Here is a 17,186-nt window from a genome sequence, read left to right as displayed (position 1 = left end):
ATTTCAAATCCTTTTAAAAGTTGTTTTACCCTCCCACCCAACCAATTAATTTATTTTTAACTCTTTTTAAGCTAAAATAAACTAATTAGAGATATTATAGTATATATTTTGGAACTTGTCAATAGAAAAAGGTAAAATATGGAACTTTCTAATGCAATAAAATGTGGTATGCGTTCTGCTGGCATATCAACTTATGAAGAATTATCTAAAATGTCTGGTGTTCCATTAAGCACTATAAAAAAATATACAGCAAAAAGTGTTATGCACTCTCCAAATATATCAAATTTGAAAAAGTTGGGGGCTGTAATTGACTTGGGGGAATATTTGTCTCTCAATGTCTCCCAATATTATGAAAATATGTCTCCCATTAGTGTCTCCCAATCAAAAAACATGTCTCCCAATATCTCCATAAGTGATTCGCCAATCAGATTCGCCAATGATTCCTTAGTGTCTCTTAGTCAAAATAACCTTATTGATACATTAGCAAATCGCAGTCAATTTGCAGAATTAGATAAATACGATATTATTAATATTCCATTTTTTCGTGATGGTAAGGTGTCTGCTGGTTTTGGAGAGCATCATATTGAAGGAGATGTTGATTATATCCCATATTCTAAAAGCATGTTAAAAGCTAGGTTTAACCTCGCTCCACAAGGAATTTTAGGCATTATAGCAGCTATTGGCAATAGCATGGCACCTACAATCAACGATGGCGACCTCTTATTGTTTCAATGCGATGGAAGTAGCAACGATGGTGGTATATATATCATGCGTTTGGACAATGATTATTATGTTAAACGACTACAAAAACGCCCTAAAATAAGGCTTATAAGCGACAATCCAACCTATGAGCCAATAGAATTGCAAGATTTGCAAGAGCTTGAAATTATAGGACGAGTTGTTGGGATAATCTCAAGTGTAAGATTATAACTAAAAGCATCTAATACCCTTGAAATCACACTTTAAAACACTTTTTTGCAATAAATAGTTAAGATAAAAAGCTTTAATATTTTAAGACGGCTTTTTTGTATATTGTGCTATAATGATAGAGAGAATTAAGAAAGCTTTAAATTTAAATACCTTTGAAATAAGTGTTTAAATGCCTATTTTACGAGCTTGAAGCCATTTGTTTATACATCTGTATAGTATTTTGTATAGGAATGTATAGGATTTTTTAGACAATGTATAGGATTCTTTAGAATTTGTCTAAATTTTTCCACCCACTTTGATTTCTAAAAATCTTTATCAAACTCCCACACACACGATACTTTCTAGCAATATCCCCCACTTTGATTTTATACAAAACTATACATTATGTATGCAGAATCTGCATGTATCTATCATATTACTTTTAGTTTAAGAGGTTTTTTCTTGCGGGGTTTGGTTTATATATGATATGCGTTTTTGACATTATCTCATGCAATGTTTTTTTATCTTTACGTAAAAAAGCAAATATCCATAAAAAGAAGCAAAGCTCAAAAAGCCAAACAAGAATAAAAACAAGAGATTGCCATGCTCTTGGTGGTTTTTGTGCGTCATGCTCTACATTAGAATTTTTAGAAATCTTAGTGCTATTCTTTGCGTTAGAGTTTCTGCAAAGCATAATTTCTGCATAGCGAAAGCCAGGAGTTTGCCCACTGATCACAAAAAATAGAAAAAGTATAATACAATATACACCCTCGCATAAAAAGATTGCAAACTGGTTGTGTAAAAAATCCTCTTTTCCTTGAAGAAATACGTAGGTGGTAATGTAGAGTATAGGCATATTGAGTAAAAACATATCGGTAATAAAGGCTTTAAGGCGTGGTAATAAAAAGTTATAGCGTGAAAGTTTATTGTGGTTGTTTTGCGATTCTGCAGTTTTTATTGTATTGTTTGTGCGAGTTCTATTTCCATCAAGAAATCTATTTATCTGTTTCTTTTTTGCTTTTTTCATTTTATATAACTTAGGTTAAGAGTCTTTTAAAGTTGTATTGTCTTGCATAGGAGTGTCATTACGCATCGCCTGTGCAACTTTTAATGCCTTTATAAAGTCGCCCTTTGCATTAAGTTTTCTTATATCGTCTGGAAAGCTTGTATAAGTCGTATCGCCAAGAGAAATTGCACACCACGTTGGATTCCACATATAATGTTCTAAAAAAGTTTTATAATGTTTAGGGGAACCAAAAATAAATATACTTTCATCATCAAATATGCACTTTTGAATATTTGAATTTTCACAACTCTCATAAACATCAATCGTGGTTACCTTGCATTGTGTATTGAGTAGGTTAGACATATCACTTGCCTTGTCTTTACCGCATAAGTAAAGAATATGTTTGCCTTGCACATAGTTTGAAGCTAAATTCGCAAATGTAGTGCCATCACAAGCACTTTCTGGACAAAATAACACCTCACCACCTGCATTAATCCATGCTTCCTTTGTGCGTTTACCAATCACAAGTGCACTCTTTCTTAATAATAAAGGTGCATATTCATGCTGTATGATGGATTTAATCGCATTTTTTGAAGTTAGCAAAATATGGTCAATAGTCTCCAACTCTTCCTTTGTGATACTGAAGGGTAAGATTCTAACATGCAAAAGGTTAAGTATAGACACATCTTTTAGTAACCTTTTATCTATAATTGGCATTTCTATATCAGTCTTAAGAATATAAATCATTTGTATCCTATTATCCGAAATGTTTTACTACATATCGGTCGTATTTTATAATATTACAATAAACCTTTTGTCCCATGGTGTCATAAAATATTCATAATGATGTTATGCGGGTATAAAATGATTGGAAATTGTATTGCTTTGTTTAATATTAATATATAGACTTTGATTGTAGTGTCTTGGTGTGGAATATATGAATTTTAGGGGGTATTTTTGAATTTCAAAGTTTAAATACTCTATTTTATACTATTAAACACATAAACACAACAAGTAAAAAACATCTGCAGATTTCATATTTCATACACCTTAATGTTGAATTGCTAACTTACTTGCATAAGACAATTAAGACAATAGATGTTTGGGAATGTAGTGTGATGAGATAGGCTTCTACAAAAAAAAAGATAAGAAAAGTTATTATAAAAAGCGTATAAATAAAACTTTAAAAATAGATTTCTATAAAAGGAGGAGATTATGATTGAAATGTTAAATGCATATAGGAATCCAATATTTGGCATACTTGCATTACTTTTTATGGTGGTATTTGTGTTTTTTTTAGACTCTTTAAAGCGAAAGAGAGCGCATAAACGAAAGCAAGATCTAATTGATAATTTAGGTAAGCAATTTGATAGTGTTGGATTACAACATAATATTGATGATTTTATCACACATGCAAAAAAATCAACACAAACCCTAATATTAATCGCACAAACTTATGTAAAAGCTGGGGATTATGAGCAGGCTATTGCCATTTATAAAACTCTTAATGAAAAGCCATTAGAGATGCATGAAAAATTAGAGATTTTAGAGTTGCTTGGCGATAGTTATTATAGAGCTGGCTTTTTAGAAAGAAGTAAGAAAATCTTCTTAGAAATCTTACATTATTATCCCCACAACGTTCGTATTCTTGAATATTATGTGCAAACTTGCGAAAATTTAAAACACTATGAGGAGGCAATAGAAGCAATAAATAGCCTAGAAGAGATTATGTATGCAAAAACAGATTCAAAACTTTCAATGCAAAAAATATGGCACACAAAGAATTATCTCAAGGTTATGCAGTTGTGTAGCAGTCACAATATTTCTCTAGCAGATCAGCAAGAAAAGCTGCTTATATTTTATGAAAAAGATCCAACATTACGGAATATTATTTTACGACATTTTCGGCTTTATAATGTTGGATTATTTTGGCAAAAGATTTTATTATTACAAGACATTATGCCCTACATTGACATTTTATGGCATTTTCAAAAACATGAAGTCCCTTTTGATATTATTTCTAATAGAAGTGATGTGATGGCAATTTATTACGCAAAAGGTTTTATTGATGGATACCAAAAAAGTGATGATTTTACACTCGAAGTTTTACAGCTTTTGAGGTTGCATTCAAACATAAAAGCTGATATTACTTTTACTTATGGTTGTCACTCATGCAATGTGCAAACACCTTTTTATACCTATCGCTGTAATGCTTGTTCTGAAATTGGAACAATAAGTGTAATCTCATCTCCTATACAAACATCCTGTGTCTAACATATATTAAAAGGGATCTTGTTCTTGTGTGATTCTATTACGTAAATCTCTGCGTGTAAGCTCAATAATCCATATCCATAATAAGGATTCTATAAAGCTACATACATAATAGCCAAGCATAGAATCTGTGTTTATTGTAATAAAACCGCATAAGGGTAAAAAGAGCACATAAACAAGTAGCCATGAAGCGATGCCATATAAGATTCCATGTGCAAATTTTAATTTTTGCCAAAATTCTGCACATAGAACGTAAAGTAAGCTAAGAGCAAGTGATAATAAAAATTGCCATGCAAGATAGAAGACATTCCATTCATACCCATCACTAAATACATAATTTAAATAAAGCAGGTGAGAATCGCTACCAAATAATTGCAATATATGCTGTGTTTTGGAATCTAAGGATAGTTTTACGTGGAGCGGGAATAGCACTTCCCAACCAATCTTTACAACACATCCAATACTTCCTACAATTATACCAATACAAAGGCTTACCCATATGCGATACGTATTACTTAGATTTGTATAAATCTGCATGCCATTCCTTGCATATTCTGCTTTTTTGCAATTATACACAAATACTTATAAGAGTGCTTAATAAAGGCTATTATTGAAAATAGAGTATAATGCTGTCTTGTAAGTATTCAAGGCAGTCTTATATTGAAGGAGTATTATGCGAATATTTCATGTATTATGGAAATGTGTTAAGGGTATTTTTGATTTTATTAATACTTATTTTAAAGTTGTTGTGTTGCTTCTTATTGTACTTTTTTTGGTTGCTCTCTCGAATAATGAAAAAATAGAATCTAAACCAAATTTAGCAAAACTTTACTTAAATTTCCCAATTTATGAAAGTGAAACTTTTGCTACACAAGTCGAGGCTATCAAGGCAAATGATGATATTAAAGGTGTTTTATTACTCATAGATTCTCCTGGAGGTGCAGTCGGCGCAAGTATTGAGATTGCAGAGATGATAAAAGATTTGAATGAAAAAATACCTGTTGTTGCTTATACTCAATCGCTGATGGCGAGTGGCAGTTATTATGCAGGTATGTATGCACATAGTATTTATGCAAATCGTGGTGCTTTAGTGGGTTCCATTGGTGTAATTTTTAGTGCACCAAATTTTGAAGAGCTAATGAGTAAGATAGGGGTAAAAATGCAAGGCTCAAGTGCTGGTGAATACAAAGAGATAGGCACAATTACGCGTAGATGGAATCCTTTAGAAAAAGATTTTATAAATAATCTTATACAAGAGCAATATAAGATGTTCTACAATGATGTTTTAGAGGCAAGAGGTGAAAAACTAAAGGTAAAAAATCCACTTGATTTTGCCGAAGGAAAAATCTTTAGTGCAAATAATGCTTTGAGGCTTGGTTTAATTGATGGCATTGGCAATATGAATGAGGCAATTAAGGTATTGCAAAGTTTGAGTGGAGTGGAAGAGATTGTGTGGTTAAAAAAGGATAAAATGGAGGTGTTGCTTGATAAATTTGTGGATAGTATAGTGTCAAAAGCACAAATGTTTGCCTTGCCAAAATTTATGTGGAGTATGTAGGAAAAAACAATACTGCACTAAATTATGTTACAATCACAAATTGTGTTAAAATAAGATGAAAATTATGCATTGAAATAGCATATCATTGGAATTATGGTGAGTTTTTATAAAAAGATGCTAAAAGTCTAGACTCATGCTATCAATATATAGGATATAGAATCTAGAGTGCAAGGCATATAAATCAATCTCTAAGGAATTAACACTAAACTTAATAAAAGAAAAATAGGAAGAATGATGGATAGATTGGAAAAAGATTTATTTCGAGAAAATATCAAGATAGCACCCATGAGTGCAAGGATTGGTGCATATCTAATTGACATGATTTTATTAAGTCTTGTGATTACACTCTTTTTTTCACAAGCCCAGCAAGAAAGACTGGTGCTTGCAAAAGAAACTATTGAAAATACTTATAGTATGCAAAATACACAAATTCAGCTAAACAATGCAACAGATAACAGCAAAATCTTAGAAGATATGCGTAAAACATCGAAAGAAGCATTTGAGATTTTGCTAATCTATATGGCGATATATATTGGTCTAGAGATTGTGTACTATTTTTTCTTTGTGTATTATTATGGGGCAACTTTGGGACAGATTATCTTGCGCATAAGAGTTGTGGATTCTCATCGCTTTGATAAGCCGAGTTTGCATATAAGTATGAAACGTGCAATCATTAAATGTATATTTGGTGCAGTGCTTTATGTTGGCTTTATTGTGGCATTTGTGGATAGATTCTATCGCACATTGCATGATAAGATGAGTAATACCATTGTTGTTGTGGCATAAAATTGTGATAGCTCATGTTGCATCTTACTTCTTTTGCTAATCTCAATAAAACAAAGCCGAAGATAATGCTTAAATCGATATTATGTATTATTTTAATGTTTTGGTGTGGCTCTCCTTATGTTTTGGGGCAACAACTCCTAGGCACACGCACTACGCAAACACAAAACAATACGACACTATTTTATGATTCTAAAGAACAACAGATATTGCCTACATTTTCAGATACACAAACACAAAACACAGCTTCACAAGACGTAAAACAAACTATGAGCGAAAAAGAAAAGAAAGCAAATGAGAAAAATTTGCAAACAGGTATAAGCAAAAAAGATACAGACTTCTCAAAGCTTTTTGAGCTTTTGGGTGAAGAAATAGAACATTATGATAATTATATGGTTGTTAGGGGAAATGCGGTATTAAAAAATAAGGAAGCCTATATTATTGCAGATGAGATTATCTATAACCCAGAATTAAAACAAGCAAGATTAATAGGCAATGTCCGTATCTATAAGGGTGATACACTTGCTGTGCTTGCAAAACAAGCTACAGTCTATCTTAATAGCGAGTTTGGCATTATCCGCCCATTTTATATCCAAGATACAGATACGGGCATTTGGACTCGTGCAGAAAGTGCAAGCTCTCAAAAATCAATTTATCGCTTTGCAGATTCCATGGTATCTGGTTGCTCTTTTGTGAGTCCTGCTTGGCGTATTGATTCTAGTAAGGGAGCTTATGATAAAGAGCAAAACACACTTGCGTTATGGAATCCTAGAATCTATATTGGTGATGTACCAGTATTTTATTTACCTTATCTCAAAGTTTCACTTGAAAATAAACGTACAAGCGGTATTTTATATCCAACATTAGGGAGTTCAAGCACTGATGGTTTTACCTATATTCAGCCTTATTATATAGCATTGCAGAACTTTTGGGATATGACAATTAGTCCGCAAGTAAGAACCTCAAGAGGTGGTGGTGCAAATTTTGAATTCAGAGCTGTTGATAGCAGCGATGATAAATATATTTTACATTTAAAATATTTTTACAATAATAATGACTATATGCAAAAGTTAAACTTGCGAAATCAACATATTTATGGGTTTGATTTCAAACATAGTAAAAGGAATGTTATACAAAAATATTTTGGCACAAAAACAAAACTTGATAATGCCATGTTTTTTGACTTAGCATTTATGAATGATATTGATTATATGCGGCTTGATGATGTAAGATATTTTCTCAATCAAACTTCATATATTTCAAAAGCAAACCTCTATGCTCAAACAGATAATCATTATGTGGGTTTAAATTTACGCTATTACTTAAATCTTTATACATCAAACAACCTTACGACATTACAAAATCTCCCAAATATTCAATATCATAAATATTTGAATTCTTTGTTTGTAAAGGAATTGCTTTATTCGTTTGATTATAGAATGCAATACGCACATAGAACAACTGGCTATTCTTACTTATCAAATGAATTATCTATTCCTATTGGTATGCAATTTTCATTTTTAAATAAGTATTTTTCTATTGGTGCATGGCTCAATGTCTTTGCAGGAAATATATATGCTACAAATACACAAGAGAGTATAATTTATACTGCCCCAAATACTGCTGTTGCAATGCGGGAAAATATGGGTAATTATGCAAATCTTAATTATAGAATCTCTATAAATAGCGATATTGGACGAAAGTATGGTAACTTCTTTCACTCTATGCAAACTTCTGCTGTATTTAATGCTCCAGTCGATAGAGCAATATTTACCAATGGAATCTTGGGGCCAGAGATTCTAAAAACTTATACGCAATTACCTATAGATGTGCTTGATGCGATACAAAATGGTGTAAATATATGGAATCCACAAAATTTTGCCAATGTTTATCAAATGATAAGGCGACTTGATTTAAGCATGTCAAATTATATTTATAATCGACATGGTGCTGAAGTCTTTTACTGGAAACTTAGCCAATCCCTTAATTTTGATGATACGATATCATCCCTGCGTCTTCCTATGGAAAACAAGTTTGGCACAACGCCATTACCAGGTTTGAGTTTTAATATCAGCTTTTTTTATTCATGGTTTTATAACAATTTTACTGAAGTAGGGATAAATGCCTCATATATAAGAGGAGCTTATGCTGCAAGTATTTCTTATTTCTTAAAAAGAGATGATGCAGCTTGGAGTATTGATCCTACTACCCTTGCTTATAAACCCATTGATTCTTCTAACTATTTGAGTGCATCATTTCGTGGAGATTTGGGTTATTTTGGGTTAGTGGCAGATTTGGGCTATGACTTTAGGACGCAAAATATTGTCAATTTGGGCGTTGGTGTATATAAAGACATTAAATGTTTTGGCATTGGATTAAAGGCTGGGAGTAACAGAACGCCTATGCTTTCACAGGGCAATACGATTAGTGTAATTGATAATATCTATGTGAAAGCTGAGTTTAAATTCGTGCCTTTGACAACCTTTGGTTATACTTATAGATTGCGACCAATTATAGAGCAACAAAACCAATAATTATAAGACAAAGAAAAAGGTTAAGCATGATTACAACAATATATAAAGGATTTGCACAAAGTGCAACTATGAGTCCAAAAAATGCAAAAATGATTCTACGACACTCATTAAGAGATAAAATACCGCCAAATGAAACAGGTAATGATGTGTTGCTTACACGTGAGGGTGAGGTTATGGCAGAACATTTTGGTGCACATTGTAATTTTTCTATTGCAAGAATACATACAAGCGTAATTGAGCGATGTATCCAAACTGCAAATCTATTTACAAAAGGTTATGAGCAAGCTAAGGGTAAAACACTAGAAATTATTCCAACCAATGTGCTTACAGATTCCTATATTTATGATTTAGAAAAAGCTGTTGAACTTTTTAAGAGGCAATCACCTCATTCTATTATAACCGCCTTTTTACGTGGCGAAGATTTACCTGGTATGCGTGGTGTAACAGAGAGTATGAAGACACTTTTTAGCTATATTTTTGCCGATAAGACTTGTGATGATATGGAAATATTTATTACGCATGATACTTTTTTAATCGCCATTGTTTGTTATTGCCACCAATTACAACCACAACTTAATGACTTTAACTGGCCATATATGCTTGAGGGTGCATTTCTCTATCTTCAAGATAATCATATACATTGTATTTTTAGGGGTATCCTAAAGTCTATACCCTTTGACTTTTAGAATTATGGGGTTATTATGCAAAAAGAAAATTTAGAAAATAATTATGATACAGATAGATTAGATACTCATGCAATACAAGTTGATAAAAACGTAGCCTTCACATCCGCATCAAAAAGTTCTGTAGTTTCCCAAACATCTAGAAATTCAACTTGCAAAGAAGATGTAAATACTACCGATGTAAAAACTCTGGATATTTGTAAGGATCATGCAATCTCTGAAGTTAATAATGCAGACAAATCATCAAGCATAAATAATGAGACCTGTAAAATAAACTCTTCTGAAAATAATAAAGAAACAATGCAAGATCAAGATTTAAAAGAAGGGAAAATACAAACATTAACCCGCAGTGCTAGTGATCTATCACTTGGAATCTCAATGATTGTTGCAGTGTTGCTAGGGCTTGGGGTTGGATACTTATTGTATAAATGGCTTGGATATTATTGGCTTATATGGGTGGGACTAGGCTATGGTGTAGCAGCAGCTATTCTAAATGTAGTCAAAGCCTATAAAAGACTCCATAGAGATTTGGATTCGCTAAGACATGAAGAGAAGTATAAATATATGCAAGACAAAATCTTAGAAGAAAGAGAAAAAGAGGCTAGATGAAAGGAGAGGAGGTTGAATTACCTCAATTAAGTTATAGCATGTGCGTGCTTTAACCTTAGAGTAATATATGTTAGCTAATTTTTAAAATTTTGTTATAATTCCATCTTTATTATAAAGGAATACCATGCTTACATTAAAACAAGCTATGGCATTACATGCCAATGAGATAGAATCTCTTAAGGAGCAAATGATACATGATATTAAAGAGCAGCAAGAACTTAATGCTTATATAGAGATTCCAGAATTAAATGAAAACGACAAAGGGAAGATTCCTATCCTCATTAAAGATAATATTTGCGTAAAAGATTCTAAGCTTACTTGTGCAAGCAAGATTTTGCATGGCTATGTATCACCATATAATGCAACTGCAGTTGCTAAATTGCAAGATTCCAATATGTGTGCTTTTGGTAGGGCAAATATGGATGAATTTGGTATGGGTAGCACAACAGAAAAGAGCTGTTATGGTCGCACAAAGAATCCAAATGATACAAGTCGTGTCCCAGGTGGCTCTAGTGGTGGGAGTGCAGCAGCAGTTGCTGCAAACATTGCCATAGCAAGTTTGGGAAGCGATACAGGTGGAAGCATTAGGCAACCAGCGAGCTATTGTGGTGTAGTGGGATTAAAACCAACTTATGGTAGAGTAAGCCGTTATGGGCTTGTGGCATATAGCTCAAGTTTAGAGCAAATTGGACCCATTACGCAAAATGTAGAAGACGCGAGTATTTTGCTTGATATTATTAGTGGAGCTTGCAATAAAGATTCTACAAGTGCAAACCTTTTGCCAACAAAAACATTTGATAAATTGAATCCTAAAAGACTTTTGAAGATTGCTATATTGGAAGATTTTGTAAAAGAAGCCCATCAAGTTGTGCAAAATGCTTATTATGATACAATCAAGACATTAGAAAATATGGGGCATAGCATTATAAAAGCACAAATGCTTGATACGGCACATCACATAAGTGCATACTATATTATTGCCATGGCTGAAGCTAGTGCAAACCTTGCACGTTTTGATGGCGTGAGGTATGGCAATCGTATAGAGGGGCAAAATCTGCAGGATTTATATTTTAATACAAGAGCACAATTTGGTGATGAAGTGCAAAAACGCATTTTACTTGGATCATTTGTATTAAGTAGCGGTTATTATGATGCTTATTATCTTAAAGCACAGAAGGTAAGAGAGCTCATCAGACAACAATATGCAAGTATTTTTAGCGAGTGTGATGTTATATTGCTTCCTGTTGCTCCAAATGTCGCTCCGACATTTAATGCCACAAAGAGTTCTCTTGAAATGTATCTTAGCGATATTTACACTATTGGTGTGAATCTTGCGGGACTTCCTGCTATAAGTCTGCCAGTTGTAAAAAAACCTTTGCCTATTGGTATGCAATTTATTGGCAATATGTTTGATGAGCAGACAATTCTTGATGCTGCTTTTGCTTTGGAGCAGAATCTAGGGATCTAGCAGTACTTTTGGTGAGTTCCTGAGGTTATCTTCAGGAGATATTTTAAATCTAGCCATATTTGTTTTATATATAAAATAGTAATTTATGGAATTTTATTAGTAAAATACTGCAGAGATAATATTTTTTTGTAAAGTTTTGCAAAAAATAACTACACAACTCCGAGGAATATCATGTCTATTACAAAACTAAAAATTATATTCTATGATTTTATAGGATTGTGTTTTATATGTTTTTGTATGCTTAGCTCTATAGCTTGTAGTGATAGAGATAATCAACAAGATACAAAATCTGTAAAAGAAGTTAAAAATATTCAATCTAAACATGAAAAACCCAAAACAAGCAATGAATTGACGCTAATAATGGGTGGCGATGCGCTTTTGCATACTGCAGTATATAATGATGCAAAATATATATTGGAGCAAACAAATAATCCTAAAGCAAAACCAATTTTTAGCTACGAGTTTAGCAAAATGTTTCTACATATTGCCCCGCTTATTTCACAATATGACTTGGCATTTTATAATCAGGAAACTATTTTGGGTGGGAAAGAGCTTGGCTTAAGTAGCTATCCTGCATTTAACTCACCGCAAGAATTTGGTGATTGCATGGTTAAGCTGGGTTTCAATCTTGTTTCGCTTGCAAATAATCATACACTAGATCGTGGCGAAAAGGCAATTAGAAACTCATTGCAATATTGGAGCAATAAGCCTGTGCTTGTGGCTGGAAGTTATATAAATCTAGATGAAAGAAATACACCAAGAATCTATGAAAAAAATGGTATAACCTATACCCTACTTGCGTATACCTATGGTACAAATGGTATACCTATTCCAAAAAATAAGGAATATTTTGTAAATGTGTATAGTAAAGAAATGTTAGCAAAAGATATAGCAAACGTGCGTGATAAGGTGGACTTACTTATCGTGTCAATGCATTGGGGCAATGAATATGTGTTTAAGCCAAATAAAGAGCAAGAGGAATTTGCACATTATCTTGCAAGTCTTGGTGTAGATATTGTAATTGGCAATCATCCACATGTCATACAACCTATTGAGTGGATTAATAATACACTTGTTATTTATTCTCTTGGCAACATGATTTCTGCGCAAACAGGTTTGGAAAAACGCATTGGTATGTTTGCTGGAGTAAAAATTAAAAAAGATAACATAAGCAATAAAATAAGCCTGCATGATTTGCATACACACCTTACTTATAACTATTATGACAAGCAAAAAAGGAATTTTAGTATCTATCCTTTTACACAATTGAATGAGAAGATTTTACCAAACTATAAACAAATTTATGAGAAATACTTAAAAATAGTTACACAAAGAGATAAGACAAACTCCATACGGACAATACCACTTTGATTGTTCTATTGCCAACATAAAAAAGGAAGAATATGCAAGAATTAGAAAGCAAGATTGAGAGAGTTGTGCTCTCAGCAATTCTTTTTAGTCCAGATAAATTTGATGAAATATGTGATAGCTTGGTTGCGCAAGATTTTTCATTACCTTTGCATGTTGCAATGTTTAAGGCATGTGAGAATCTATCTAAAAATGAAACACCAATTACGCCTGAATTTCTTTGTATAGAAATGCAAAAGAGCATGAAAGTAAGTCTTGATGATATTGCCTTGATTGCTGCAGAATCCCCTATAGCTGATGTAGATACTTATGTCAAAATGATCAAAAATAACTCTATTAAGAGAAGTCTCTTTTCTCTTGCAAGCTTTATGCGAGATGAAAGCCTTAAGGCAGATTCTATTGCACAAAATATTCTTACAGAAATTGAGCAAAAGATATATGCTTTAAGTATGCAAGACACAAACAATGCATTTAAAAATGCTTATGAAGTTGTGGAATCTACCATGCGTCTTATAAAGGAAAATCAAGCAAAACATGGTGCATTAAAGGGGATAGACACAGGTTTTAATAAGCTTAATTCTGCTACGACAGGTTTCAACGCAGGTGAGCTTATAGTAATTGGTGCACGCCCTGCTATGGGTAAAACTGCCCTAATCCTTAGTATGACTTTAAAGATTCTAAGCAGTAAAAAAGGCGTAGCAATATTTAGCCTTGAAATGCCAGCAGAGCAACTCATGACAAGAATGCTTTCTGCAAAAAGCATGGTGCCATTACAACATGTGCGTTTAGGCAGCATGGATGATAACGAATTTACAAGACTTTCAAAAGCAGCTCAAGATCTCTGTGAAACACACATTTATATTGATGATAATCCACACTTAACACTCGCAGGGCTTCGCACAAAACTACGAAAATTAAAAATAAAGGATCCAAGTCTAAGTATTGTTATGATCGATTATCTTCAACTTATGTCAGGTATGTCAAATGCAAATACAACGGCTAGACATGAGATTATTGCTGAAATCAGTCGCGGGTTAAAAAACCTTGCACGTGAGTTAAAAATCCCCATTGTAGCATTATCACAACTTAATCGAGCATTAGAGTTAAGAGATGATAAACGACCAATTCTATCGGATTTGCGTGAGAGTGGTTCAATCGAACAAGATGCAGATGTGATTTTATTCCTATATCGTGATGAAGAATATAAAGAAAGGGAATCTAGACACCGCATTGCCAAACAGAAAAAAAGCAAAAGTCAAGATTCTAGTGTTGAAATCGAAGAGCAATATAGGGCACCAGAGGTGCATGAAGCAGAACTTATTTTGGCAAAAAATCGTAACGGAGAAACGCGAACAATAAAGATAGAATATAATAGCAAATTTACACTCTTTGTTGATAAAAATGAGGAGAGAGAGATAAAGATGGCGGCACAAGTTGGCACAGAGCTTATAGGCGATATACAAACTATTAATCTGAATGATGGAGTATTGCCGAGGTTATAACACTTTGTATTAATATGTTAAATAGAGTAGTCTTTGACACTATTATGCCAACTTTACTAAAATGGGATAAATCTACTTATAAAACAATACTTCATCATATCAGGTGCAAAGTTTTATTATTGAAATATCAAAAACTAAAAGCTGTATATGAATGTGGTTTTGTATTTTAAAGTTTTATATTGGCAAAGCTACAATCACTTTGCTGCAATGATAGAGATTGAAGCTCTAAGCCAATTGCACTTCAGATGTAAGCTTAGTAGCCTATGGCGTTATTTTTGCTTGCTTATTGATTTTTGTTTTCCTTTACCGCTTGTAAAGCTAAATCACTTAGAATCTTTGCCATTTCCCTGCGTTCATGGACGATTGCATATGCTCCTTGGGTTTGAAGCTGTGAAGCCAAATGGGAGCCTTTTGTTTTAAGGATAATTTTGCAATAAGGTGATAGTGCTTGGATATTGTGATATGCCTTTTGCACACTATCAATAGAATCTATAGCAATAATAACTGCAGAACACTTTGTAATGCCAAGTCGCTCAAGGATTCGTCTGCTGGTGATGTCACCATACATTACAGGTTCCCCTCTTTTGATTGCTTTTTCTACTTTACCATAGTTGTTATCCACAGCAATATATTGGAGATCGCAGCCCTTAAAGTATTCTAAGATTGATTTACCAAGCTCACCATAACCACACACTACAACATGTCCATCAAGATCTGCTGCATGCTCCATATTATCAATCCTTGTATCATCATCATAAGATTCTACCTTTTTACGCACAAAATAGCCACTTACTGGTGTGAGATAGCGAAGGAAAAAGCTTGTAATCTTATCAAGTCTTTCCAATATAAAAGGTGTGGCAATCATTGAGAAAATCACCATAAGTGTCAAAAATTGATAAATTTGATCTGGGGTAATATCTGCAAAGAACTCTTCGCCAAATAAAACTCTTAAAATTCCACCATCAAGATGCAAATCAAGTATCTGGTGCTGACTTGCTAAAAGAAAAATCGCAAAAGAAAATTCTCCAATTTGTGCCAAAGATAATGCAATCTTTAAGCCTACCCTTTGTCCTCGGAATAAAAATAAGAATAGATACATAAGCAAGGCTTTGGCACCCATCATAAGTGCTACTAAAATCAGAATGACAATAAAATATTCAAGTAAAAAGATGATGTCTACTTGCATGCCAACAGTAATAAAGAATATACCTAGAAGTATATCCCTAAAGTGTGAAAGCACTGATGAAACCTGATATTTATAATGCGTATTTGAGATAATCATGCCTGCCAAAAATGCCCCAAGTGCCAAAGAAAAACCAAAAGACTTACTTATATAAGCCGCACCCAAAACGATTAAAAAGACTGCGCCAACAAAGATTTCATCTGTTTTCATATTTGCTGAAAAACGAAGAAACATTTTTGCCATAATGCGTCCAGGTAAAAACAACACAATAAGCACAATAATTGCGGAAATAAGCGTTGTTAAGAGTAGGGCTGATAAATGAGAATCTTTATCGCTTAAGAGTTTAATCATAAGTAAAATTGGGATAACAGCAATATCTTGAAATATCAAGATACCAACTGATGCCATACCATAGGGTGTTTTTGTTTGTCCACTTTCATTAAGAAACTTCAGCACAATTGCTGTTGAACTAAGGCTTACTGCACTTGCTACAATTATGGAAGTAGAAAAGCTAAAACCTAAAAAATAAAAACATGCAACAAAGAAAAATGCAATAGAAAAAGCAATCTGCAAACCACCAAATACAAGCACTTCTTGCTTCATTAAAGTAAGACTTTTAAAACTAAAATCAAGTCCTATCATAAACATCAAGAATACAACCCCAAACTCAGCTATCTCATTTAAGCCTCCAGAATCTTCAAGTCGAAAGCCAAATATATAAGTTGTCAATACACCCGTAAGAATATAACCTATAATTGTTGGGATCTTGAGCCAACTTAGTACGATACCTGATATAACTGCCATTGCCAAAACGCAAAGAATAATAAGATATAAATCGATAGGACACCTCACATTTTTTTTGTAGCGTGATTGCTACATAATAATACTAATTTTTGTTGCTATAAAAGCATGTAATCATATCTAAAACAACTCGATAAAAACTTTACATCAAATAAATATGAGCTCTTTTTAAAACATATGTAAATACATCTACGATTATAACAAAAAAAATAGTAAATCCATTAGCTCATAAGCTTCAAACTTACCACAAAATAACCCACGATGCAAACCACATGATTATGGTGGTTTAAAATTTTTCAAGTATAAGATGATATGGTATAATGTTTTACTCCATTTATTTTTTAGGTTTTAGAGAGTTGCCAATGAGTTTATCAAAAGATATTTCCATTTTTTTGCTTACTGCAATGTTTTTTACAAGCACGTCTTATGCAGATTCCATACTTTTTTTGCCGGATTCAAATAAATCGCAAAAGCAGAGCACCTCAGATGATTTTAGTGATGGTGAAATAGA

At 33.1% G+C, this 17,186-nt stretch carries 14 protein-coding genes; 10 read left to right on the top strand and 4 right to left on the bottom strand.

Features of this window, described 5'->3' with window-relative positions; translation table 11 throughout:
- Positions 1 to 138 precede the first annotated feature (138 nt).
- A complete protein-coding gene (locus tag LS81_RS05750) occupies positions 139 to 930 on the top strand; it encodes a S24 family peptidase (RefSeq protein ID WP_052096536.1) in 792 nt (263 codons plus the stop codon).
- A 421-nt stretch (positions 931 to 1,351) separates the two neighbouring features.
- Here the strand turns inward: LS81_RS05750 and LS81_RS05745 are convergent, their stop codons facing one another.
- Entirely contained in the window at positions 1,352 to 1,936 is a 585-nt protein-coding gene (locus tag LS81_RS05745; protein ID WP_034346156.1) for an RDD family protein, read from the bottom strand.
- A gap of 15 nt (positions 1,937 to 1,951) precedes the next feature.
- Positions 1,952 to 2,662: a uroporphyrinogen-III synthase gene (locus LS81_RS05740; RefSeq protein WP_034346154.1), complete on the bottom strand. Its 711-nt coding sequence runs from the start codon at positions 2,660 to 2,662 to the stop codon at positions 1,952 to 1,954.
- A gap of 468 nt (positions 2,663 to 3,130) precedes the next feature.
- Here LS81_RS05740 and LS81_RS05735 point away from each other — a divergent pair, with 468 nt between their 5' ends.
- Positions 3,131 to 4,189 (top strand): tetratricopeptide repeat protein, encoded by a 1,059-nt coding sequence (locus tag LS81_RS05735; protein ID WP_034346151.1) that lies wholly within the window; start codon positions 3,131 to 3,133, stop codon positions 4,187 to 4,189.
- A 6-nt stretch (positions 4,190 to 4,195) separates the two neighbouring features.
- Here the strand turns inward: LS81_RS05735 and LS81_RS05730 are convergent, their stop codons facing one another.
- Entirely contained in the window at positions 4,196 to 4,723 is a 528-nt protein-coding gene (locus tag LS81_RS05730) for a DUF1440 domain-containing protein (RefSeq protein ID WP_034321629.1), read from the bottom strand.
- A gap of 136 nt (positions 4,724 to 4,859) precedes the next feature.
- Between LS81_RS05730 and sppA the strand changes: the two genes are divergently transcribed.
- The 8 genes from sppA (at position 4,860) to dnaB (ending at position 14,691) form a co-directional block, all read left to right on the top strand.
- Complete coding sequence (gene sppA / locus LS81_RS05725) at positions 4,860 to 5,744, top strand: signal peptide peptidase SppA (RefSeq protein ID WP_034346148.1); 885 nt, start codon at positions 4,860 to 4,862, stop codon at positions 5,742 to 5,744.
- A 234-nt stretch (positions 5,745 to 5,978) separates the two neighbouring features.
- Entirely contained in the window at positions 5,979 to 6,530 is a 552-nt protein-coding gene (locus LS81_RS05720) for an RDD family protein (protein ID WP_034346146.1), read from the top strand.
- Between the two features lie 65 nt (positions 6,531 to 6,595).
- On the top strand, positions 6,596 to 9,061 hold the full coding sequence (locus LS81_RS05715; protein WP_233715882.1) for an LPS-assembly protein LptD: 2,466 nt from the start codon (positions 6,596 to 6,598) through the stop codon (positions 9,059 to 9,061).
- A gap of 26 nt (positions 9,062 to 9,087) precedes the next feature.
- Positions 9,088 to 9,747, top strand: coding sequence for a histidine phosphatase family protein (locus LS81_RS05710; RefSeq protein ID WP_034346145.1), 660 nt, complete (start codon positions 9,088 to 9,090; stop codon positions 9,745 to 9,747).
- A 15-nt stretch (positions 9,748 to 9,762) separates the two neighbouring features.
- Positions 9,763 to 10,353, top strand: coding sequence for an AtpZ/AtpI family protein (locus LS81_RS11935; RefSeq protein ID WP_233715881.1), 591 nt, complete (start codon positions 9,763 to 9,765; stop codon positions 10,351 to 10,353).
- Positions 10,354 to 10,477: 124 nt separating this feature from the next.
- Positions 10,478 to 11,821 (top strand): Asp-tRNA(Asn)/Glu-tRNA(Gln) amidotransferase subunit GatA, encoded by a 1,344-nt coding sequence (gene gatA, locus LS81_RS05700; protein WP_034346143.1) that lies wholly within the window; start codon positions 10,478 to 10,480, stop codon positions 11,819 to 11,821.
- Between the two features lie 171 nt (positions 11,822 to 11,992).
- The gene (locus LS81_RS05695) at positions 11,993 to 13,192 is read left to right on the top strand and encodes a CapA family protein (protein ID WP_199769747.1); all 1,200 of its coding nucleotides are present in this window, start codon (positions 11,993 to 11,995) and stop codon (positions 13,190 to 13,192) included.
- A 32-nt stretch (positions 13,193 to 13,224) separates the two neighbouring features.
- The gene (dnaB, locus tag LS81_RS05690; protein ID WP_034346141.1) at positions 13,225 to 14,691 is read left to right on the top strand and encodes a replicative DNA helicase; all 1,467 of its coding nucleotides are present in this window, start codon (positions 13,225 to 13,227) and stop codon (positions 14,689 to 14,691) included.
- Between the two features lie 283 nt (positions 14,692 to 14,974).
- Here the strand turns inward: dnaB and LS81_RS05685 are convergent, their stop codons facing one another.
- Positions 14,975 to 16,678, bottom strand: a complete 1,704-nt coding sequence (locus LS81_RS05685) for a cation:proton antiporter domain-containing protein (RefSeq protein ID WP_034347166.1) — start codon at positions 16,676 to 16,678, stop codon at positions 14,975 to 14,977.
- Positions 16,679 to 17,186: the final 508 nt, after the last annotated feature.

Origin of the sequence: Helicobacter trogontum, assembly GCF_000765905.2 — a bacterium.
Classification (GTDB): domain Bacteria; phylum Campylobacterota; class Campylobacteria; order Campylobacterales; family Helicobacteraceae; genus Helicobacter_A; species Helicobacter_A trogontum.
Note: the sequence above shows the minus strand (reverse complement) of the source record. Positions and strands in the feature narration are given on the sequence as shown.